The 21,421-nt window shown below is 56.4% G+C and carries 22 protein-coding genes; 7 read left to right on the top strand and 15 right to left on the bottom strand.

What is annotated here, in order from left to right; all coding sequences use genetic code 11:
• Nucleotides 1-293 precede the first annotated feature (293 nt).
• Nucleotides 294-1,163, top strand: a complete 870-nt coding sequence (locus ACN0VL_RS11990; RefSeq protein ID WP_417617672.1) for a LysR substrate-binding domain-containing protein — start codon at nucleotides 294-296, stop codon at nucleotides 1,161-1,163.
• Between the two features lie 38 nt (nucleotides 1,164-1,201).
• Here the strand turns inward: ACN0VL_RS11990 and ACN0VL_RS11985 are convergent, their stop codons facing one another.
• The 8 genes from ACN0VL_RS11985 to bioH form a co-directional block, all read right to left on the bottom strand.
• Nucleotides 1,202-1,897 (bottom strand): GntR family transcriptional regulator, encoded by a 696-nt coding sequence (locus ACN0VL_RS11985; RefSeq protein ID WP_417617670.1) that lies wholly within the window; start codon nucleotides 1,895-1,897, stop codon nucleotides 1,202-1,204.
• A 196-nt stretch (nucleotides 1,898-2,093) separates the two neighbouring features.
• A complete protein-coding gene (locus tag ACN0VL_RS11980; RefSeq protein ID WP_417617669.1) occupies nucleotides 2,094-3,551 on the bottom strand; it encodes an NCS1 family nucleobase:cation symporter-1 in 1,458 nt (485 codons plus the stop codon).
• A gap of 215 nt (nucleotides 3,552-3,766) precedes the next feature.
• Nucleotides 3,767-5,158 carry an NCS1 family transporter gene (locus tag ACN0VL_RS11975; protein ID WP_417617667.1) on the bottom strand — a complete coding sequence of 464 codons (1,392 nt, stop codon included), beginning with the start codon at nucleotides 5,156-5,158 and terminating at the stop codon, nucleotides 3,767-3,769.
• A gap of 130 nt (nucleotides 5,159-5,288) precedes the next feature.
• Nucleotides 5,289-6,008, bottom strand: coding sequence for an aspartate/glutamate racemase family protein (locus ACN0VL_RS11970; RefSeq protein WP_417617665.1), 720 nt, complete (start codon nucleotides 6,006-6,008; stop codon nucleotides 5,289-5,291).
• Between the two features lie 336 nt (nucleotides 6,009-6,344).
• Nucleotides 6,345-7,061 carry a YebC/PmpR family DNA-binding transcriptional regulator gene (locus ACN0VL_RS11965; protein WP_417617663.1) on the bottom strand — a complete coding sequence of 239 codons (717 nt, stop codon included), beginning with the start codon at nucleotides 7,059-7,061 and terminating at the stop codon, nucleotides 6,345-6,347.
• A gap of 113 nt (nucleotides 7,062-7,174) precedes the next feature.
• Nucleotides 7,175-7,897, bottom strand: a complete 723-nt coding sequence (locus ACN0VL_RS11960; protein ID WP_417617661.1) for a ferredoxin--NADP reductase — start codon at nucleotides 7,895-7,897, stop codon at nucleotides 7,175-7,177.
• A gap of 18 nt (nucleotides 7,898-7,915) precedes the next feature.
• On the bottom strand, nucleotides 7,916-8,236 hold the full coding sequence (locus tag ACN0VL_RS11955) for a hypothetical protein (RefSeq protein ID WP_417617660.1): 321 nt from the start codon (nucleotides 8,234-8,236) through the stop codon (nucleotides 7,916-7,918).
• Between the two features lie 118 nt (nucleotides 8,237-8,354).
• Complete coding sequence (gene bioH / locus ACN0VL_RS11950; protein ID WP_417617658.1) at nucleotides 8,355-9,140, bottom strand: pimeloyl-ACP methyl ester esterase BioH; 786 nt, start codon at nucleotides 9,138-9,140, stop codon at nucleotides 8,355-8,357.
• 29 nt (nucleotides 9,141-9,169) lie between these two features.
• Between bioH and ACN0VL_RS11945 the strand changes: the two genes are divergently transcribed.
• Nucleotides 9,170-9,865, top strand: coding sequence for a ComF family protein (locus tag ACN0VL_RS11945; RefSeq protein WP_417617656.1), 696 nt, complete (start codon nucleotides 9,170-9,172; stop codon nucleotides 9,863-9,865).
• A 71-nt stretch (nucleotides 9,866-9,936) separates the two neighbouring features.
• Nucleotides 9,937-10,515, top strand: coding sequence for a Fe-S biogenesis protein NfuA (gene nfuA / locus ACN0VL_RS11940; RefSeq protein WP_417617654.1), 579 nt, complete (start codon nucleotides 9,937-9,939; stop codon nucleotides 10,513-10,515).
• Between the two features lie 460 nt (nucleotides 10,516-10,975).
• Here nfuA and gpsA read toward each other — a convergent pair whose 3' ends face one another.
• From gpsA to ACN0VL_RS11925, 3 genes are read right to left on the bottom strand one after another with little or no spacing between them, the layout of a single operon-like run.
• Nucleotides 10,976-11,980, bottom strand: coding sequence for an NAD(P)H-dependent glycerol-3-phosphate dehydrogenase (gene gpsA / locus ACN0VL_RS11935; protein ID WP_417617652.1), 1,005 nt, complete (start codon nucleotides 11,978-11,980; stop codon nucleotides 10,976-10,978).
• Nucleotides 11,980-12,465 (bottom strand): protein-export chaperone SecB, encoded by a 486-nt coding sequence (secB, locus tag ACN0VL_RS11930; RefSeq protein WP_417617650.1) that lies wholly within the window; start codon nucleotides 12,463-12,465, stop codon nucleotides 11,980-11,982. Before secB ends, gpsA begins: the two co-directional genes overlap by 1 nt.
• Before the next feature lie 30 nt (nucleotides 12,466-12,495).
• Nucleotides 12,496-12,924: a rhodanese-like domain-containing protein gene (locus ACN0VL_RS11925; RefSeq protein WP_417617648.1), complete on the bottom strand. Its 429-nt coding sequence runs from the start codon at nucleotides 12,922-12,924 to the stop codon at nucleotides 12,496-12,498.
• Between the two features lie 221 nt (nucleotides 12,925-13,145).
• Between ACN0VL_RS11925 and gpmM the strand changes: the two genes are divergently transcribed.
• Nucleotides 13,146-14,678: a 2,3-bisphosphoglycerate-independent phosphoglycerate mutase gene (gene gpmM, locus ACN0VL_RS11920; protein ID WP_417617646.1), complete on the top strand. Its 1,533-nt coding sequence runs from the start codon at nucleotides 13,146-13,148 to the stop codon at nucleotides 14,676-14,678.
• An 8-nt stretch (nucleotides 14,679-14,686) separates the two neighbouring features.
• Complete coding sequence (gene envC / locus ACN0VL_RS11915) at nucleotides 14,687-15,922, top strand: murein hydrolase activator EnvC (protein WP_417617644.1); 1,236 nt, start codon at nucleotides 14,687-14,689, stop codon at nucleotides 15,920-15,922.
• A 94-nt stretch (nucleotides 15,923-16,016) separates the two neighbouring features.
• Here the strand turns inward: envC and ACN0VL_RS11910 are convergent, their stop codons facing one another.
• Nucleotides 16,017-16,268 carry a YkgJ family cysteine cluster protein gene (locus ACN0VL_RS11910; RefSeq protein WP_417617642.1) on the bottom strand — a complete coding sequence of 84 codons (252 nt, stop codon included), beginning with the start codon at nucleotides 16,266-16,268 and terminating at the stop codon, nucleotides 16,017-16,019.
• A 41-nt stretch (nucleotides 16,269-16,309) separates the two neighbouring features.
• Nucleotides 16,310-16,873: a gamma-glutamylcyclotransferase gene (locus tag ACN0VL_RS11905; RefSeq protein ID WP_417617640.1), complete on the bottom strand. Its 564-nt coding sequence runs from the start codon at nucleotides 16,871-16,873 to the stop codon at nucleotides 16,310-16,312.
• A 297-nt stretch (nucleotides 16,874-17,170) separates the two neighbouring features.
• Between ACN0VL_RS11905 and ACN0VL_RS11900 the strand changes: the two genes are divergently transcribed.
• Both ACN0VL_RS11900 and ACN0VL_RS11895 read left to right on the top strand, forming a co-directional pair.
• A complete protein-coding gene (locus ACN0VL_RS11900) occupies nucleotides 17,171-17,548 on the top strand; it encodes an acetyl-CoA sensor PanZ family protein (protein ID WP_417617638.1) in 378 nt (125 codons plus the stop codon).
• 17 nt (nucleotides 17,549-17,565) lie between these two features.
• A complete protein-coding gene (locus ACN0VL_RS11895; RefSeq protein WP_417617636.1) occupies nucleotides 17,566-18,927 on the top strand; it encodes a class II fumarate hydratase in 1,362 nt (453 codons plus the stop codon).
• A gap of 78 nt (nucleotides 18,928-19,005) precedes the next feature.
• Here ACN0VL_RS11895 and ACN0VL_RS11890 read toward each other — a convergent pair whose 3' ends face one another.
• Nucleotides 19,006-20,016: a putative 2-aminoethylphosphonate ABC transporter substrate-binding protein gene (locus tag ACN0VL_RS11890; RefSeq protein WP_417617634.1), complete on the bottom strand. Its 1,011-nt coding sequence runs from the start codon at nucleotides 20,014-20,016 to the stop codon at nucleotides 19,006-19,008.
• 572 nt (nucleotides 20,017-20,588) lie between these two features.
• Entirely contained in the window at nucleotides 20,589-21,419 is an 831-nt protein-coding gene (gene phnX, locus ACN0VL_RS11885; protein ID WP_417617633.1) for a phosphonoacetaldehyde hydrolase, read from the bottom strand.
• Between the last annotated feature and the right edge of the window lie 2 nt (nucleotides 21,420-21,421).

Here is a 21,421-nt window from a genome sequence, read left to right as displayed (position 1 = left end):
GGCATAGCTATATAAATGGTGAACATTCACTATTGTAGAGCAAAGCAGTTTGATTTATAAATTAAATAATTTAATGGTGACTAGTGGGTTTTCCACTGAATGGTGAGCGAGGCGACAGAGGTGAATAGTGGCGTCTGGTAGGCGAACACTTGTTCTCGCATTATGCCGCAGGCATAACCGGTTTTGCCAAGGAATACCCCGTATCCTGATGTGGTGCTATTTCAGTAGCCTAGGTGTTATCTCGTCCTCTTTTCCCTTCACGCTTCACTCATTACAGTACATTGAGGGATCACATGAATTTAAACGTTACGCTGGATCCGGTATTGCTACGCAGCTTTATTGCGGTGGCCGATACCGGCAGTTTTACCCGCGCCGCCGACAGCACGCATCTCACCCAGTCTACCGTTAGCCAGCAAGTGCGAAAGCTGGAAGCCCAGTTCGGCTGCGAGCTGCTGCACCGCAAAGGCCGCTACATCACGCCTACTCTGGAGGGAGAGCGGGTGCTCAGCTATGCGCGGCGTATTTTGCAGATGATGAACGAAGCCGTGGCGCAAACCAGCGTGAGTGCCGAGCAGCAAAAAATTCGCCTGGGGGTACCGGAAGACTTTGCGACCCACGCCATCATGCCCACCCTGTCCGCCTTTTCCAGCGAATACCCGGGAATTCGCCTGGAAGTAAAAAGCGGCCTGTGCAGCGATATCTGGCGCGAATTTCAACGAGGCGACCTGGATCTGGCACTGGTTAAACAGCGTCAGGGCAGCGCACCCGGTCTGGCCAGCTGGCCCGAGCCACTGTGCTGGATTGACAGCCTGCACAGCAATAACCTGGAGAATCATCCTGTTCCCCTGGTCACCTTTCCGATTGGCGGCCTGTATCGCAGCGAAATGGCCCACACCTTCGATCGTCTGGGCCGCAGCTGGCGGCTGGCCTATGTGAGCACCAGCTTGTCTGGCGTGTGTTGTGCGGTCGAAGCCGGCTTTGGCATCTCCTTGCTACCGCGGCGCCTGGTGACGACCGAGCACCGAATTTTGAACGAGCAGGACGGCCTGCCACCGGTACCGGACTTGGAACTCACCCTGCACGCGCAAGACAAGCTTTCGGCACATTGCAAAATGCTCGCCAAGCAGTTGATCAGTGCCTGCAACCACATCTGCCGACAGTAAACGGGAATGTGAAAGGAGCCTTCAGTGTTAACCCTGCCTCACACATCGGCGAAAATATGCTTGAGATTGACGCCTTCATCGGCAACCGGCTCTAACTGCAGCTGGGCTTCAATTTCGTTGAGGTGGTCAATCATCAACTGTACCGCCAGCTCGACCTGATGGCTGGCAATGGCGTCCAGCAAGGCATTGTGATCACGGCATGACAAGCCGGAGTGACCATGCCGGTGGTGTCCCGAACGCTGGTAGAGCGCGAGTATCAGGGAGGATCGCGGGATGATTTCATGTAAAAAAGACGTCAACACCGGCTTGTTGGCCAGCTTGCCGATCAATAGGTGAAATTCACCGGACAAGCGAATGCTCAGGCTCTGTTCACCTTGTTCTATCGCCTTGTGCTCCTGCTCCAGATGCTCCTGCAACAGCTTTTTTTCGCGCATGGTACATTTGTTTGCCAGCTCCCGTACCAGCTCGGCTTCAATCAGGCGACGAGCCTGAAAAATATCTCTGGCCTCTTCCGGTGAAGGCTCGGCAACAAAGGCACCACTGTTGGGAACCAGGTTGACCAGCTTATGATAAGACAACTGCAACAACAGCTTGCGCACAAAGCCCCGGCTCAGGCCAAAGGTTTCGCTTAATTCTTCTTCCTTCAGGCGGGTACCCGGCAACAGCTTGTGGGCCACTATGGCTTCCCAGATACGTTGGTACACACTATCCAGATCCCTGGTTTTCTTACTCATCACGTTACCTTGATATGCATGGCAAATATCTGCTCAATAAGCCTGTCGTGCTCGCAGGCAGAGCCGACGCCCGGCACTGTACTGCGATACAAAGACTCAACGTTATCACAAGACAAGTTGTGAACTATAACGGCTGTTTTCGTCAATAAAAAAGGGCCGCAGCCCTTTTTTGTTTATGCATGAGCCAGGTCAACATTTATTTCGCTCTCTGATGAGCCGGATCCCGAACCAGCATCACCAGCATTTTGTAGAAGAAGCCTCCCAGGGCTGCGCCTATCAACCATCCATAGCCGTTAAGGTCGGCCAGGCTGGGGAGCAACACGGTGGAAATAGAGAAAGTCGCCGCCATGGCAAAGGCCAGCAGTGCCTTGACGTTCCAACCACCCCGATAGTAGTAGGCCCCTGTGGGAGCAGACGAAAATAGCTGCTCCATATCCAGCTGCTGTCGTTTTACCAGGTAGTAATCCACCACTATGATGCCGTAGAAAGGCGCCACAATTGCCCCTAATGCGTTAACAAAGCCGGGGATGCCAATCTGGCTGATAAAGGATACCCAGAAGGCTCCCACGAAAAAGGCAATAATGGCCGTGATCAGACCCCCGATTCTGAAGCTGATCATTTTCGGAAACAGATTGGCCAGATCGTAGGCGGGTGGTATGAAGTTGGCGACCAGGTTAATGCCGACGGTGGCGGCAAAAAAGGTGAGCGCAGCCACTATGGTCAGGGGTAGCGAATCGACTCGTTCGATAATATCGGCCGGATTCGTCAGCGCCTCACCAAACAGCACCAGGGTGCCAGCGGTAATTATCAAGGCAATAAACGAGAAGAAGGCCACGTTCAGTGGCAGGCCCACCAGATTGCCTACCTTCATCTCTCTTTCGCTACGCACGAAACGCGTAAAGTCTCCGAAGTTGATGACCACGGCAGCAAAGTAAGCCACCATGGTGCCGACAATGGCACTGAACGCCGCCAGGTCGCCACCTTCTCTGGTACCCGCACTACTAAAAATAGTACTGACTGCGGGTATCAACTGATCACCGGCCTTTACCCAGACAATGATCATTAATATAACCATCACCAGATAGACCAGGGGCCCGGCCAGGTTGAGGAATGTTTTTATCTTGTCGATACCCTGCCAGAACAACAGGATCTGAAACAGCCAGACGATAACGAACGACAACCAGGCGGTCGCCGACAACCCCAGAAATCCGGCGCCTTCACTCGGCCCCCACAAGGCGGTCAGCAACAAGGTAACGGCCGTCGAGGCGAAATAGGTCTGCACCCCGTACCAGAAAATACCGACGATGGCGCGCAGCATCGCCGGCAGGTTTGCCCCCCGGATGCCCATGCTGGAGCGGATGAGTACCGGAAAGGGAATACCATATTTTACGCTGGGTTTACCGGTCAGGTTGACCAGCACCATCACGATAAAACCCGCAAGAATAATGGCCCCCATCACCGCCCAGCCATTCAGGCCGTAAGTCAAAAACAGCGACGCGGCCAGGCTGTAGCCAAACAGACTCTGAATATCGTTGGACCAGACGTTAAAAATTTCAAACCAGCCCCAGCTACGATCCTTATGCTTGATGGGGGCCAAATCTTCGTTATACAGCAGAGGGTCCCTGCTTTTTACCTCGAGTAGGCGATCATCCATATCGGTATTCCTTATTTAGGGTCTGCTGACCTTTCGCGGTTAAATGGCATTCGGGATAAGCGCGTTGTGACTGCGCCATCGCGTCTGTATGCGGAGTGACTTCCGGCATCAACTCTGTCTTAGTATAAAACCCCGACCAATTGCTGCAGAAATAATCTCGAAAGGTAAACAGATTCTGAAACAAAGAGGGGCCCGTTGACCGGACCCCACCTGGGTTAATAACGGAAGCGCTGGCAGGGCTTCCAGTACTGCATCAATACATAATAGATGATGCCGGCAGGGAGCAGACTGGCGTACCAGGACACTGCGGAAAAGGTCAGCGCCACAGCTGCACCAACCAGGGCCGCAATGACTGCGCCATAGTTCACGCCCTTGTAGGGCCCTTGCTCGTCATAGAGCTTGTCCAGATCCAGCTTGCGACGGCGCAGGATGAAGTAATCCACCACCATGACCGCAAAGATAGGACCGAGGAAAGCCGAGTAGGTCTGCACGAACACCTGCAGGCCGGCGGACGACTCTTCCTTGACCAGTTCCCAGGGAAAGGTGCAGAAGGCCAGCAAGCCGACCAGTATGGTCGAGGTGCGAAACTTCAGCTTGAACACATCCATCAGGATATAGGTGGGTGGCACCACGTTGTTCAGCACGTTGGTGGTCACCTGGGCGAAGGCGATAAACAGCAGGGTAATCACCAGCAGCGGGGTATTGTCGACGGCGCTGGAGAAGACCTGAATCGGATCGGTTACTCCGGTGGCACCAGACACCATCAGGCCAATCAGTCCCATGAACAGGGTGCAAGGCAGGATGGACATGGCATAAATCACCGTTAGCAGGCCCGGCTTGGTGCCCTCTTTCAGCTCGCGGGAATAGTCACTGACGTTCAGCATCATGGTGCTGTAAATGCCCAGGAACAACATGGTGGCGCCCCAGAACGGCAGACCCCAGGTGCCCTCGACATTAACCAGGTTGGTGGTGATTTCCTGACCGTAACGATCAATCACGCTCCAGAACATGTAGACCAGCGCCAGCAGAATAAAGCCGCTGCCGATGTTTTCCAGCCACTTGATGCCCTGAAAACCGAAGATAGACAAACCAATCTGCAGAAACTGGAACAACACGAAGTAGAGCACCAGGTTGTCGAAGCCGAACAGGGTGGCAGACACGGCGTTCAGCGCGCCGGCGCCAATCCAGCTCTGAAAGCCGTACCAGACGATGGCCGGTATTGCGCGCACCAGTCCCGGAAAGCGGGTACCGGAAAAGCCGAAGGCGGCTCGCGCCTGTACCATGAAGGGGATGCCATATTTGTAACCGGCGGCCCCGTTCAACGCCAGGGCGATGCCGATAACAAAGCACCCGATGGCAATGGCCACACAGGTTTGCAGCAGGTTGAGCGTGCCAACGATGCTGGAACCCATGGTAAAGGTACCGATAGAGACACACCCACCAAACCAGGCCAGGAGGTACGAAAACCGCCCCATTATTCGATGTTTTTGTGGTGCAAGTGACTCTTCACCCGCCTTCTTGCCTTCTCCGCCAACCTGTTTGGCCGACGCCACCTTGCCTGTTTGCATGGGAATGGCGGCGCCGCCATTTACATTGTGAGTAGCCATAATTTCATCCTCGGTATTCCATTACTCGGGGCGAACCTTGCCCCTTCCTCAGCTGCCTGCTCTGAGCCGTACTTGTGTTGCGGCAGCCAAACCACTTCGCTCGCTGCCGCGGTATGTCGACAATATCGATTTAGCGCCCCGTGAGCGCCATGTCCGGGCGAGGCCAGTTGAAGGTCAGTACCTTGCTGGTGCCCAGCTTCATATCCACCATGGCTTCGCACAGCTTGACGGCTGCCACTGTGCCATCAATCACCGGAATGCCGATTTCCTGCTCGATAAATTCCCGATACTGGGACATTCCGGCACAGCCCAGCACTATGGCTTCGGCGTGATCTTCTTCCCGGGCGCGCAGGCACTCGGCAATCACCTTGCCGATGGCCTCGTCCGGCGAATTGGCCAGATCCAGCACCTTCATCGGGGTGGTACGAATTTTCTTGCACTGCTCGCTGAAGCCGTAACGGTTGATCAGGTGCTCGGTCATGAAGCGCACCCGCGGGGCCGTGGTCACCACGCTGAAACAGGCACCGCTCAACACCGCCAGGTGAAAGGCCGCCTCGGCAATGCCCAGTACCGGCTTGTCGGTCAGCTCGCGAGCGGCATAGAGCCCGGGGTCACCGAAGCAGGCCAGCACATAGGCGTCGATATTTTCTTCGCGATCGCCCTTGGCAATTTCTTCCAGCACGCCGGGCACCGACAGCGCCTCGTCGTAGAAGCTTTCGATGGATGCCGGGCCAGTGGCCGGACTGACGGCCAGAATGTCGGTATCGGGGCGGGCGACCTTGTCGGCCAGTGTTTGCAGGGCATCGGTAAATGCCTGGGTGGTATTGGGGTTGATGATCTTGATTCTCACAGCGAGCTCCTCGTTTACGAATCCGTTTATTTATTGTTAACGATGTAACAATAAATCATTAGTTAACGGTTTGTAAAACAAAAACTGTGCTCGGCACTCACGGTAAAACGAGAATGTATTGAACATTTAGCAAGGGAAAACGACGAAAAAGAAGATTAACTGCTTGTTTTACAAGGAGCAAGGTGACGATCAACCCGGTAGATTGTTAACAATCCATACAGGAGTCCAGATACCCCCTGGCGATATGTGGTGTTTTTGTTATCAGAAATGTGATCTGGCGCAAAGTGTCGCACACATAAAAAAACCCTCCTGGCGGAGGGTTTCACGTTATCGAACTCAGTATTCGGCGTTGTGGTAAACGTTTTGCACGTCGTCTACGTCGTCCAGCATGTCGAGGAAACGCTCCAGCTGGGCCAGGTCGTCACCGGTCACTGCCACCGTGGTTTGGGGTACAAACTGGATGGTATCGACCTCAAAGTCGATATCGCCAAAGGCTTCGGTCAGCGCCTGCTTGGTCTTGAAGTATTCGGTGTGCGGGGCAAAGACGGTAATTTTTCCGTCTTCCAGCTCGACATCGGTCACATCCACGTCGGCCGACATCAGCGCTTCCAGTACCGCATCTTCGTCGTCGCCGGCAAAGGCCAGAATGGCGCAATGGTCAAACATGTGGCTGACGGTGCCCGAGGTACCCAGCTTGGCTTTTACCTTGTTAAAGCACTGGCGCACATCGCCTATGGTACGGTTGGGGTTATCGGTCAGGCAGTCGACAATCACCTGGCAATTGCCGGGGCCAAAGCCTTCGTAGCGAGCGGGGGAGAAATCTTCACCGGCACCGCTGGTGGCTTTTTGCAATGCCTTTTCAATGACATGGGCAGGTACCTGGTCTTTTTTGGCGCGTTCAATCAAACCACGCAGCGTCAGGTTGCCGTCCGGGTCGGCACCACCGGATTTGGCGACCACGTAAATTTCGCGACCGTATTTACTGTATATCTTGCTCTTGGCATTCGCCGTTTTAGCGATGGATTCTTTGCGGTTTTGATAGGCTCTGCCCATGGGATGCTCTCATTGTTCATCGATAGTTCATCGGAAGAGGCTGAATTTTACACACAGCACAGCGCCAGATCTATTTCCCCGGCACGCAAACTGTATTTTTCTGCCGCCTGCCCTCAATAACCGGCAAATTCCTCGGTGCGCACCTGATCGTCCGCCACCCCTGCCTGGCTCAGCATCTGCTTCATTGCCGCCACCAATTCGGGGGGGCCGTCCAGGTAATACAGCGATGCCTTGAGATCATCGAGGTGGCGGGCCAGCATCGCCTGATCGACATAACCCTGTTCACCCTGCCAGGGCACAGACGACTGTTGCGCCTGCGTCATGGTCGCCACCAGGGTGCAGTTGCTGCTACTGGCGCAGGCTTGGGTCAGCTCATCGAGAAACGCGGCATCTTCGGGCCTACGGTTGGCATAAAACAACGTCATGGCCCGCTGTTGATGCTCGGCGATGGCCTGCAGCAGCATGCTTCTCACGGGGGTGATACCTATGCCACCGGTAAGAAACACCACACTGCGTTCGGCCTTGTCGGGTAGCGTAAAGTCGCCATAAGGCCCTTTCAACGTCAGGGTGGCACCGGGCTCCAGACTGCTCAGCACCCGCTTGAAGGCGCTGCTCCTGATGCGCGTTGCCATCATGAGCTCCGGCTCGTCCGGCGCAGATGCCAGCGACAAGTAACGGCCGTTACCCTCGCCATCGGTTTCTGGCGGATCGTTCAATACCAGACGCGCGCACTGACCCGCCTTAAAGCTGAAGTCCCGGGGCTTTTCAAAATAAAAAGCCAGGGTTCCCTCGGCAACAACCTGTTTGCGTGTCAGTGTTAGCTGATAACTGGCCATGGCATACCTCTCCTTTGCTCACACTTCAATATCCAGCGCCAGGCTGGCGTGGTCGTCCGAGCTTTGATAACGCTGGCTGATGACATTGAGTCGGCGACTCATGGTGGCATTGGTGCCAATCCAGCATACCTGTCCCTTATGCAAGCCCAGCCAGGCTTCAAAGGCGGCCTGGCGGCGATCCCGCTCCCGGTCTTTATGCCGAGGCCGAATAGCCACATAAGGCTGCACTGCCGTAATGTTCGGAATGCTGGGCCGGCGCGCCTTGTCGGCCGCGGCCGCCTCGGTAGAGGGTGCCGCCGCATTGGGCGCCATGGTGGGTAACATCACCGGTATTGCCATCGACCTGACCTCCCTGTGTCTGCTTACTTCACGTAGCCGCCAAGCCGGTTATTGTATAACCGGACTCATCGAGCGGATTCCTTTACTAACTATAAGCCAATCCGCCACAAAGCGGCGACTAGGGCTGGTTGTGCTTCAGGAAGGCTTTAATCCGTTCGGCGGTGGCCTCGGGGTGGGAGATAAAGGCGGCATGAGAGGCTTTAGCCTCAATGTGGCTATGACGCTGTGCCAGGTTTTCCGGCAACAGTGCTTCTACCTGCGGAATCACCTTCTTGGGTACCAGGCCGTCAAGCCGCCCGTACAAGCGCAACACCGGCAGTTGTAATTCAGCCAGCCGGGCACGCAGGTCCACGGCACCCAGCAGGGCCAGCCCCGCCGCCAATGCCACCGGATCCGGGCCGGGCTTGGCGGCCAGACTCGCCCTGAGCTGTCGAATATCTTCCCGCGCATGCTCGCTACCCATGGCTTGCAGCGCCAAAAAGCGGTTGATCACCCCTTGGTGATCTTCCACCAACTGCTGCTCGAACGCGGCCAGTACTTCAGGCTTGATACCTGGCCAGGCGGCATCGGCGACAAAGCGAGGAGAACTGGCCAGGGTGATAAGCTGACTGACCCGGTTTGGGGCCTGCAAGGCGGCCTGAGTCGCCAGCAAACCGCCCAGCGACCACCCCAGCCAGGCCGCCTGGTTCGGCACGGCGTCCAGCACCGCATTTACCCAGTCATGCAGCGTGCTCGACTCGGGCAAGGCCGGGCTATGCCCGAAGCCCGGCAAGTCGACCAGATGTAAACGGAAGTCGGCTTCCAGCCGAGAGGCCAACCCCTGCCACACGGCACCATTCATTCCCCAGCCGTGCAACAGCACCAGCTCGGGTCCTCGGCCACATCGTTCTACATATACACTCATAACAGATACCCTACCTTTAAGATGCCGCCATGATAAAACGCTTGCTCACTCGCTTACAATCCGGCCCGCTCTGGTGGGGGCAATGCCTGCTGTGTCGCCACGACTGCCAGCAGCAAGCGCTGATTTGCCTGCCCTGCCAGAACGAGCTGCCTCAGTTGTCTCACCCCTGCCCGCAATGTGCCTTTCCCCTGGCGGTGGCAGACGCCCATTGCGGACAATGCCAGCGTCACCCTGCCCCCTGGCAACGAATGCGGGTGCTGGCCGACTTTGAGCCGCCCTTTTCACGCTTGATCCACGACTTGAAATACCGGCAGCGGGCCTTAAACGGTCGCCTGCTTGGCCAGCTATTGGCACGTCAGCTCACGCCGCCCTACCCGGAGGTTGTTCTACCGGTGCCCCTGCACTGGTGGCGACAAGTGCGCCGTGGCTATAATCAGGCCACCGAAATTGCGCGGGGTCTGCAGGATGTACTGCCCATAGCGATAGATACCAGCCCCCTGACACGCCGGCGCCATACGCCATCGCAAACCCACCTGAGCCGTCGCCAGCGTCAGCAAAACCTGCGTCACGCCTTTCATTGTCGCCCCCTGAAGTACCGCCATGTTGCGTTACTGGACGACGTGATCACCACCGGCAGCACCATGACGGAGTTAACCCGCTTGTTACAGAACTGCGGGGCGACTCGGGTCGAAGTTTGGGCTATTTGCCGCACTCTTGAACGCTGACGGCTATTCAAGCGCAGGCAACAGGAGTATGATAAAAGTTGAGCTTTTTAGTCAGGTTTGTGAGGATAGCAATGATTACGATTTCCGAAACCGCACAAGAACACTTCCGCAAATTGCTGTCGCAACAGCCGGAAGGCACCAATATTCGGGTGTTTGTGGTTAACCCCGGCACCCCCAATGCTGAATGTGGCGTGTCTTATTGTCCACCTGATGCCGTCGAGCAGGACGATCTACACCTGCCATACAATGGATTCGAGGCGGTCGTCGACCAGCAAAGCGTCACTTTCCTGGAAGCCGCCGAGATCGACTTTGTGAGCGACCAGATGGGTTCCCAGCTAACCCTGAAGGCCCCCAACGCCAAGATGTCCAAGGTACCGGATGATGCGCCCCTGGCTGACAGAGTCGAGTATGTACTGCAGTCGCAGGTCAACCCCAGTCTGGCCAGCCATGGCGGCCAGGTCGTGCTGACCGAGATTACCCCAGAGGGTGTGGCCATACTGCAGTTTGGTGGCGGTTGTAACGGTTGCTCCATGATAGATGTCACACTGAAAGATGGCATCGAAAAACAGCTGCTTGAACTGTTTGCCGGCGAAATTACCGGCGTGAAAGACGCCACCGAGCATGAGCGCGGCGATCACTCCTACTATTGAGTTCATTATTTTCATAATGGGTTAGATAGTAAAAAGGGAGCCATATTGGCTCCCTTTTTTATCGGCTTATTCTGACAGCTGACCGCCTGTCTCTTAGTCACAATTCTGTCAGTTTATCATAGTGTCCAGAGGCAACTGGGTAGCCTCTTCCGACACGCTAAACTGCATCCCTGCGACGCTCAGCACATGACGTCCTGTCATGTGATGGTCGACTGAGGCTATCCCAGCTACCTCCGTTTAGGCTCCGAGTCGTCGGTTAGCACCACTGACAGGCAACTCCAGAGTCAATGGGAGGGAAAAGGGTGTCTGCTCCGCCGACCCTCCGCGCCAAGGATGGCGCGGCGGAGCCCCCATGGATGGGTTCACGGCGAGTCGGAGGAGTAGTGCCCTTTGCCCGACTAAACCACTAGTATCAAAAAATAGTTGTAACTAAGAGACAAGCTTATCGCTGACCGCTTTGTCATTCCGCTTTACGATCCCGGCTTAACAGGGTCATTGCGGCTTCTTTGGCGTTCTTGCCTTGATACAGCACCTGATAGACCTGATCGCAAATGGGCATTTCTACCCCATAACGACTGGCCAGCTGCTGCACCTCGGCGGCATTGCGGTAACCTTCCACCACCTGGCCGATTTCTGCCATGGCAGTTTGCACATCTTTGCCCTGGCCCAGGGCCAGGCCAAAACGGCGGTTACGCGACTGGTTATCGGTACAGGTCAGCACCAGATCTCCCAGGCCGGCCATGCCCATGAAGGTTTCCTGCTCGGCACCCAGGACGACCCCCAGCCGCTGCAACTCGGCCAGGCCGCGGGTAATGAGCGCGGTGCGCGCATTGGCACCAAAGCCCAAACCGTCGGCCAGACCGGCACCAATGGCAATCACGTTCTTGATGGCACCCCCCAGTTGCAGCCCCACCATGTCATCGTTTAAATACACCCGAAACGAACGGCCGCAGTGCAGCAAGTCGGCCAGATCCTGGCCAAAGGGGGCATCCGTGGATGCCAGCGAAATCGCCGTGGGCAGCCCCATGGCCAACTCTTTGGCGAAGGTCGGCCCCGACAATACGGCCAATGGTATCTGCTCGCCCAGAATATCCCGGGCAACGTCTTGCAGCAGATTGCCGGTGTTGGGATCCAGCCCCTTGGTCGCCCAGGCTACGCGGCTGTCTTTGCGCAAGAAGGGTTTAATCTGCTTCAGCACATCGGAAAATACGTGGCTGGGCACCACAATCAGCAGATTGCGGCTGGCCGCGACCACCTGCTTTAAATCTGCGGCAGGCGTCAGACTGTCGGGAAAAGCGGCATCGGGCAGAAACACCTTGTTGCAACGGTCGGCAGCCAGGGTGGCCACTTGCTCGGCCCTATGGCTCCACAGCAAGGTGTTATGGCCATTGCGCGCGATGGCAATGGCCAGGGCGGTACCATAAGAGCCGGCACCCAGAACCGAGATGGCGGCATCGCTATGCATTAGGCATCGGCCTGCTGTTGCTGCTCTTGGGCACGCTGTACGTGTGCGGCAAACAGCGCATCAAAGTTAACCGGTGCCAGGTTCAGCTGCGGGAAAGAACCCCGTCCGACCAGGCTGCCCACGGTTTCACGGGCATAGGGGAACAGAATATTGGGGCAGAAGGCACCCAGGCAATGAGCCAGTTGCGGTTCGGCCATGTTACCGATGGTGAAAATACCCGCCTGCTGAATTTCACACAAATAAGCGGTTTCGTTTTCACCCAGCTGGCAGGTAACGGTCAGCGTTAATACCACTTCAAAGATATTGTCACCCAGGCGCGCACTCTTGGTGTCTAAATCCAGCTTGACCTCGGGCTTCCATTCTTTCTGGAAGACCAAAGGGGTTGCCGGCGCTTCAAAAGAAACATCCTTTAGATAAATGCGCTGTATTTGAAATTCAACCTGCGGTTGTGCTTCGGTGTTGGCACCATTTGCTGCTTCAGCCATGAGGATATCCTTATAATATGCGTTGAAAAATTAACGTTTGGTTACGGGTAGATTCTGGGTACGCCAGTCAGCCATACCACCACGCAAGGCGTGAACCTGTTTGAAGTCAGCTTTGGTCAACAACCGGCCTATGCCGTTGGTGGTGACGCCGGTTTCACATACCAGTATCACCGGCTTGTGCTGATACTTTTGAATCAGATTCAAATTGTTCGCTTTAAGCTGAGCGGCGGGTACGTTAATGGCACCGGCTATGTGTCCCTTGCGAAACTCGTCGGCACTACGCACGTCGATCACCACGGCATCCTGCTTGTTGATCAGCGCGACCGCTTCCTGGGTGACCACTATCTGTACTTTGCTCAGTTTAGACATCAGGGTCATGGCGATAATGGCAATGACCAAACCACACCAGACCAGGATCAGCATGGGGTTGGCAGTAAAAAAATCGAGATACTCTTGCATGAGATTACTTCTTCAGGGTCAAAATACACAAAAAAGCGAGTATACATGGGGTATCGGCAAATAACAGCAGCCTGCTTTCAATCTCGTTCGGCAATTGCCACTTACCACTCACTTCACAAGACCTGATGGGCGTTTGGCTAGAGACCAAAACGGCAATTGTAGTAACATGGCGCCAGCTCTCTTCTTTACCTGCACTTTCAAACACAATACAGGGTTACACTATGAACTCGACCAAAAAGCCGCTGGTGCTCATCATTATGGATGGCTGGGGCTATAGTGAACAAACAGAACATAATGCGATTCATGCCGCGCGCACCCCGGTTCTTGATGGCTTGATGCAAGACTGTCCCTCCATGCTGATTTCTACCTCCGGCCATGACGTGGGCCTGCCCGATGGCCAGATGGGCAACTCGGAGGTGGGTCACGTTAATATTGGTGCCGGCCGCATTGTGTATCAGGATTTAACCCGCATCGACAAAGCCATTGAAAGCGGTGACTTTGTTAACAACCCGACTCTGATCAATGCCATCGATGGCGCGGTTGGCCAGGGCAAGGCCGTGCATATTATGGGCTTGCTGTCGCCGGGTGGCGTGCACAGCCACGAAGATCACATTGTCGCCATGATACAAATGGCCGCCGACCGCGGAGCCGAGCATATTTATCTACACGGTTTTCTCGATGGCCGCGATGTGGCTCCCCGCTCGGCCCTGGCCTCTATCGAGCGCGTTGACGCCCTGTTTGCGCAACTGGGCAAAGGCCGTCTGGCTTCCATCGTCGGACGTTACTTCGCCATGGACCGCGACAACCGCTGGGATCGGGTGCAAACCGCCTACGACCTGCTGACCCAGGGCAAGGCCGAGCACACTGCCGTCAACGGCGCCAGCGGCTTGCAGGCCGCCTACGATCGCGGCGAAAACGATGAGTTTTTGGCGGCCACCACCCTGGGCGAGCCGGTCAGCATGCAGGATGGCGATGCGGTTATCTTCATGAACTATCGTGCCGACCGGGCCCGCGAGCTTACCCGCAGCTTTGTGCAAGAAGACTTTGACGGCTTTGTTCGCAGCGCACGCCCCGCACTCAGCCACTTCGTGATGCTCACGGAATATGCCGCCGATATTCAGGCGGCTTGCGCCTATCCGCCCGAAGCACTGCCCAACACCCTGGGCGAATGGCTGGCTAAACACGATAAGACCCAGTTGCGTATTTCGGAAACCGAAAAGTACGCCCACGTGACCTTCTTCTTCAACGGTGGTCGGGAAGACTGCTTCAAGGGTGAGCAGCGCGAACTGATCCCCAGCCCCCAGGTCGCAACCTACGACTTGCAGCCAGAGATGAACTCGGAGCTGCTCACCGACAAGCTGGTGTCCGCCATCAAGAGCCAGGCCTTCGACGTCATTATCTGTAATTACCCGAATGGCGATATGGTGGGTCATACCGGGGTATTCGAGGCGGCAGTAAAAGCCTGTGAAGCCGTGGATACCGCCATTGGTCGTGTAGTGGCAGCCCTCAAGGAAGTCGGTGGCGAAGCCTTGATCACCGCCGATCACGGTAATGCCGAGCAGATGATCAATCCGGTTACCGGCGAAGTTCAAACCGCCCATACCAATTTGCCGGTACCGCTGATTTATGTTGGCCGCGACGCCACTCCCGCCGCCGCAGGCCGGCTGTCGGATCTCGCACCGACCATGCTGAACTTGATGGGCATGGAAACACCTGCGCAAATGACTGGTAAGCCTCTGATGGTTCTGAAATAATCAAGCCTATGGGCACAAAACAGCTGATTGTTTCATTACTCTTGTTAAGTACCGGCCTGCTGGCCGGTACTTTCGCATGGGCGGACGACAGTCAAGAGCTTAAAAACGTACAGAGCCAGATTGCCAGCCAGAAGCAGGATGTGCAGCAGCAAAAAAAGCAGCTGCAGCAGCTGCAGCAACAACTGGCCAAAGACGAAAAAGCCATTTCGGCCATGGCACGAGAGCTCAATCAGACCCAGCATAAACTGCAAGAAAACCAGGCCAGCCTCGCCCAGCTCGATAAACAACATCAACAGTTAAACCGGCAGGCAGAGCAACAGCAAGCCTTGCTGGCGGAACAGCTGCGCGCAGCCTATCAAAATGGGCGTCACGATTACCTCAAGCTGCTGCTCAATGGCCAGGACAGCACCGAAATAGACAGACTGCTGCACTATTACGCCCATTTGAATCAGGCACGTGCCGACGCCTTGCATCAGCTGGCCCGCACTCGCGAACTGCTGGCCGATAACCGTCGCCAGGCAGAACAGAGCCGCAATCAACTCAATCAGCTACTGGCCCGCCAACAAAGCGAGCGAGACAAGCTGGAAGTACAGCAGAGCAAACGCAGCGGCACTGCCAGGCAACTCAATGCCATGCTCAGCAAGAGCAATCAACGCCTGACCAGCCTGCAGCAGGCAGCAGGCAACCTGGAGCGTCAGATCAAGCTCGCCCAGGAAAAGGCGGCTCGCGAGCAGGCAGCTCGGGAAAAAGCCGAACGAGAACGCATCGCCCGGGAAAACGCCGCGCGAGAACGGGCCGCCCAGTCTGGCGGCTCGGGCAGAACCCCTGTGGTCGCCAAGCTGAGCGGCAACTTCGCCGGTTTGGCCAAAGGCACCCTGCCCTGGCCACTGAAAGGCCCGCTGATCCACCGCTTTGGCGCCGCCCGCACCAGCCAGTTAAGCTGGAAAGGCTTGCTGATCAGTGCCCCGGTAGGTAAGGAAGTGAGCGCCATTGCCAACGGCCAGGTGGTGTATGCCGACTGGCTCAGCGGTTTTGGCATGGTGATGGTGATCGATCATGGCAAAGGCTATATGAGCCTCTATGGCCATAACCAATCGCTGCTGCGCAACCCGGGCGACAAGGTCAAGGCCGGCCAGCCCATCGCCTTAAGCGGCGAAAGTGGCGGCCAGGACAAGTCGGGGCTCTATTTCGAGATTCGTTACCGGGGCGCGGCCGTCGATCCCCTGCCCTGGCTAAAGTCGTGAGGGGTGAAGGGTGAAGTGTAAGATATAAGCGCACAAGCTGCTGGTTTGGCGCTTGGTTCCTACGTCTCACGCCTTACGATTTACGCCTTACGGTCTAGCTCGTCTCCATTTCCAGCGTATTGATCAGCCACAAGGCGTCTGCCTTGCTCTCGCCGCATACATCCGCCATGGCTTTAAAGCTGCCACACACAGCGGGTCGCTCTGGCTTGCCGAACAAGGCGCAGCGCATATCGTCCAACAAATGAAAGCACGGCTCGCCCGCGGGCTTGCCATTGGGCATGCCTGGCAAAGGCCCGCTAATACTGGGGGCGATGCAGCAGGCACCGCACCCATTTCGACACTCCATTTCACTACCTCTTTTGTCACCCGCAGATGGCGAGCAAGCTGTTATCGGATGGCTGGCAAGGCGGCGGCCAGCGCCGACACATGGCCGTCACTGACTCCCAGATCATCCAGTGCCCGCTCGAGATTGAGCAAGTATTCCCGGTTGCTGCCGCTGGGCCCCTCTGCCTGGGCAATCTGCCCCGCCATGGCCGTAAGCGGAGCCTCCCCCAGAAAAGCATCGTTGTCCGGTGTGGCCAGATAAATCAGCCCCTCGGCCGAGCCGGTGGAGGTAAAATGTATCGGCACCCGCTCACGCAAGTAACCGTTTTTCTCTCGAATATCCAGCTGACGCAGCACGGTGGGCTGAATGCGATACGCCATGCCGTAGCAATGTGCACCCTGATCCCGGATCAGCGTCACTACGCGGCCCGGCGTCTCTGGCGTTCCTCTATGATCATGAGACCCCTGCCAAAAACGACGGCTCCAGTGCTCAATCCAGGCGGGTTTTCGCTCTAAAAAGGGAAAGTCTGCCTTCCAGATCAAGGAGCCGTAACCAAACAGCCAAAAGGACTCATGCTGATCAAAGTGCGTCATGCGGCTGTTATGTGTTGTGGTATCAAATGTCATGGCGAACCTCTAAAAAAAGCTGGAACCTTGAAGCTGTAAACGACCGGCTACAGAGAATATCAAAACCTAAAAGCGAAGCGTTACTTTTTGTCACGGCAGAGTGCGGACGAAAAGAAAAACGCTAAGATAAAGACGAAAATTGCCCATCATTTATAATATTTTACCAGTAATTGCCTTATCTTATTGGTGTTAAGTTTTCTGTAGTTCTGTGGACTCCGTGGCAAAGATGCCTTCCGCCTTTAAAGTCGCGGGCCTGCTTCATGATAAGCTGCCGGTTTTATTACAAGGAGCGTTTTCATGCGTCTGACCATACATCGCCTTGAGCAGATCCCCGCCGTGCACCGCCATCATGTCGACATTATTCTGCAGGGCCGGGGCTTGCCCGGGCAGGCGGTCTTTTACCTGGCGACTTTTAATGACAAGGCAGTGGCGCTCGCCTGGCGCGAGCAGGAACGACTCGACTTTATTGCGGTGCGCGATATTACTCGCCGCCGAGGCATAGGCCAGGAGCTGTTGCAGCAAATCAAGTCCGATGCCCTGGCCGCAGGCTTGACCCGCCTTACCTGTAATCCGGCCCAGGCCCCTTCGGCACAGCAAGCCGAGCTGGCGGCTTTTTTAACCAGCCAGGGCTTCAACACCCAGGCTGGAATGCTAAGCTGTTGCCTAGAGCATTAACCACAAAGGGGTATGGCATGAAGATGAGAACCGAGCAGGATTCCATGGGCGAAATAGAGGTGCCGGCCAGGGCACTGTATGGCGCTCAGACCCAAAGAGCCATTAACAACTTTCCCATCTCGGGTCAGCCGCTGCCTCCGGCCTTTATTAGTGCCATTGCCAAGATAAAAGCCGCCTGTGCCCATGCCAACGGCCAGCTTGAACGACTGGACCAAGGCAAGGCGGACGCCATCATCAAGGCGGCAGAAGCCGTGATTGCCGGCCAGCATATCCATGCGTTTCCTATCGATGTTTATCAAACCGGCTCGGGTACCAGCACCAACATGAACGTAAATGAGGTGCTGGCACACCTGGCGAGCGCCGAGCTTGGCAAGGCTGTGGGCGCCAATGACGACGTCAACATGGGGCAAAGCTCCAACGACGTCATTCCTTCCGCCATTCATGTTAGCGCCGCACTCGGCCTCAATCGTCACCTTATGCCCGCCCTGCTGCAACTCGAGCAGGCCATGCTGACCAAGGGCGAGCAGCTGCAAGAGCAGGTAAAAACCGGGCGCACCCATTTAATGGATGCCATGCCGCTGCGCTTTGATCAAGAGCTGGGGGGCTGGGCCACGCAAATACGCTATGCCAGCCAGCGACTGGACGGACTGCAAAGCCGGTTGCAGCAACTCGCACTGGGTGGCACCGCCATTGGTACCGGCATTAATGCCGATGCTCGCCAGGCGCAGCTGGCCTGCCATTATCTTAACCGGATCACCGGTCTTAACTTCTGCCCGGCAGACGATTATTTTTACAGCCTCAGCAGCCAGGACACGGCGGTAGAACTGTCGGGGCAACTCAAGACCCTGGCGGTGGCCTTAATGAAAATTGCCAACGACTTGCGCTGGATGAACTCGGGCCCGCTAACCGGTTTGGCAGAAATTCAGCTGCCGGCACTGCAACCCGGCTCTTCCATTATGCCGGGCAAGGTCAACCCGGTGATCCCGGAGGCCGTGGCCATGGTGGCGGCACAGGTTATGGGGCTGGATACCGCCAATACCGTGGCCGGTCAGTCTGGTAACTTTCAGCTGAATGTCATGCTGCCGCTGGTTGCCAACAACCTGCTGACCATGATCCAGCTGCTGGCCAATTCCGCGCCCTTGCTGGCCGACGCCATCAGTGGTTTTACCGTCAATCAGGCCCATATCGACGAGAACCTGGCCAGAAACCCCATTCTGGTGACCGCGCTGAACCCGGTAATTGGCTATGACAAGGCCGCCAAAATTGCCAAGCAGGCATATAAAGAGCAAAGACCGATATTGGAGGTAGCGCTAGAGCACACAGATCTCACGGAAGACGAACTGCGAACCCTGCTCGACCCGGCTGCTCTCACTCGCTGAGCAGCCGGCAGCCATATCTTTCCGGCAAGCAGCCCCCGGTGTAAACACCGGGGGCTGTCACGGCCTGTAGAGAGAAAATCAGTTGGCTTCGCTTTTGCCATCGTAGCGACGCTGCCATTCGGCAAGAATGGCCTCGCGCTGACTGGCCGCCCACACAAAGTCATTCTCGATCATCACCTCGGCTGGATTTTCCGGGAAGTACGGCATCGGCTGCGCCACTCCCGGCATGCCCACTACCGCAAAACTCTGATTGTAGAGCTCATTGGCCTGCCGGCTGATGGTAAAATCCAGCAGTTTCTGCGCGGCGGCCTGCTGTTCGGTCCCCTTGACGATGGCGGCGGCTTCCATCTCCCAGCCCACGCCCTCGCTCGGGAACACCAGCTCTAGCGGCGCTCCCTGCTGTTTAAGCCTGGCCCCCCGATAGGCCATGGATATTCCGATCACCGTTTCCCCTGTCGCCGCCTGCACACATGGCTTGGAACCGGAATGGGTGTAGTTGGCGATGTTCTGGTGCAGGCCGTCCATCAGTGCCCAACCTTGCTCGTCGCCAAACTGCTGCAGCCAGGCGGACACATCCAGAAAACCGGTACCGCTGGACGCCGGGTTAGGCATCACTATGTGGCCCCGGTACTCGGGCCTGGTCAAGTCCTGCCAGCTAGTGGGCTGGGGCAGGCCATGCTTTTCGGCCTCGATGGTGTTGTAGCAAATCACGCCCAGCCAGGCATTCATGCCGACCCAGTGCGGAACCTCTCGTTGATCACGAAACTGAGCAGACAGCTGCTCCAGACCAACCGGCGCATAGGGTGCCAGCATCTGTTGCTGATCCATCATCATCAGACTGGTGGCGGCCACTCCCCAGACGACATCCGCCTGGGGATTTTCCTTTTCCGCCAGCAAACGGGCGGTAATGATACCCGTAGAGTCGCGTACCCAGCGAATGGCGATATCCGGGTTTTCGCGCTCGAAGGCAGCCTGATAGCGCTGGAGCTGCTCCAACTCCAGCGCGGAATACACGGTCAGTTCGGTTTTGGCCTGGGCGCCGGCTGCGGCCAGGGCTAGCAGCAAGGCCAGAGGGGTCTTGTTCAGCATGCTCTCAACTCCAATTGGTATAGACCAGAAATTCAGATTAGCCTACAAGCCGCAGATGACAGTAAGGTGACTGATAAGATGAATAATACCAAACAGATTAAATTGCAGATCTATTTTCTTGCTCTATAAAGGTCGGATAAAGGGCCTCCTCCACCGACACGCTGCAAGCACGTCCCTGTGACGCTCAGCACATGACATCCTTGTCATGTGATGGTCGGTGGAGGAGATCCCTTCATCCTCCCTGATGCTACGGAGTTGCCTGTTCGTGCTGCCTACAGGCAACTCGGAGCCTAAGAAGAGGCAGCAGAGATCACCTCCCACGACCGTGAAATGCATGGATGGCATTTCCCGAGCCCTCAGGGATGAGTTTATGGCGTGTCGTGGGAGGTGGCTGTGGTGCCTCTGGTATTCAGGATCAAAGGTGAACAGATCTTTACTGTAATTGGTATAACAAGATTAACCGGTGGCAGGAATCAATACCGGCAGGATGAGGCTGGCTCTCTTGCCAGGCAGGTTCCACAGCGCATGCAGGCCGGCAGAACCCAAAACCAGCAACAGAGCCAGCGTCGATATCAGGGGCGCTCGCCGCGAGCCAGGCGAGCTTCGATATCGCTAATCACCACCGGCAATTCGGCAATGCTATCAACGACATAGTGAGCTCCGGTCGCTGCCAGTCGGGCATGAGCCCGGTCTCGCAAGCGCCGCTGCTCGTCGGTCGCCAATGCCTGCCAGTCTTCCAGTGACAGCCCGACTTCGTTGCCGGACACCGCCACCGCTACCGTCCACATGCCGGCGTTCAGGCCCTCTTCAATGCCGACCCCGGTGTCGTCCACCTTGACGCAGGCGTGCATCGCAGTCGCTTCCAGCGCGATAGCTGCCTGCAGGCTCATCTCTGGCCAGGGTCGGCCACGGCGGACATCGCTGGCGGTGATCACCACCTCGGGGGAGTAACCCTGTTCGGCGGCCCGCTGTACCAGCTCCACTATCATATCGCGGCTATAGCCGGTATTCGCGCCCAGGCGAATACCACGCTCGGTCAGCGTTGTGGCGACTTCGGCCATACCGGGGATCAGCACGGCACTGTCGCGAATACACTCGATCTGGATTTGCACAAATGCCTGATACAAGCGATCGATGTCCCCCTCGCTCGGCATGCTGCCTTTACTCTGGGTCCAGGCATCGCGGATACGGGCCATGGCCAGCATCTGACAGATGTGTTCGCGCTTATCGCTGCCCATAGGGGCCCGGCACTCGGCCAGGGTGACCTCGATTCCTTCCCCACGAAACAAGCGTTGAAAGGCGCGAACCGGTGCCATAGAGCCAAAATCCACAGTGGTGCCGGCCCAGTCCATGATCACCGCCTGTATCGACCCGGAGTAACGACGCTCAAAACGATAATTCATCA

The sequence above is a fragment of the Oceanisphaera sp. genome (genome assembly GCF_048268965.1).
Taxonomy (GTDB): domain Bacteria; phylum Pseudomonadota; class Gammaproteobacteria; order Enterobacterales; family Aeromonadaceae; genus Oceanimonas.
The sequence above is the reverse complement of the archived record's forward strand: the minus strand, read 5'-3'. Positions and strand labels throughout refer to the sequence as shown.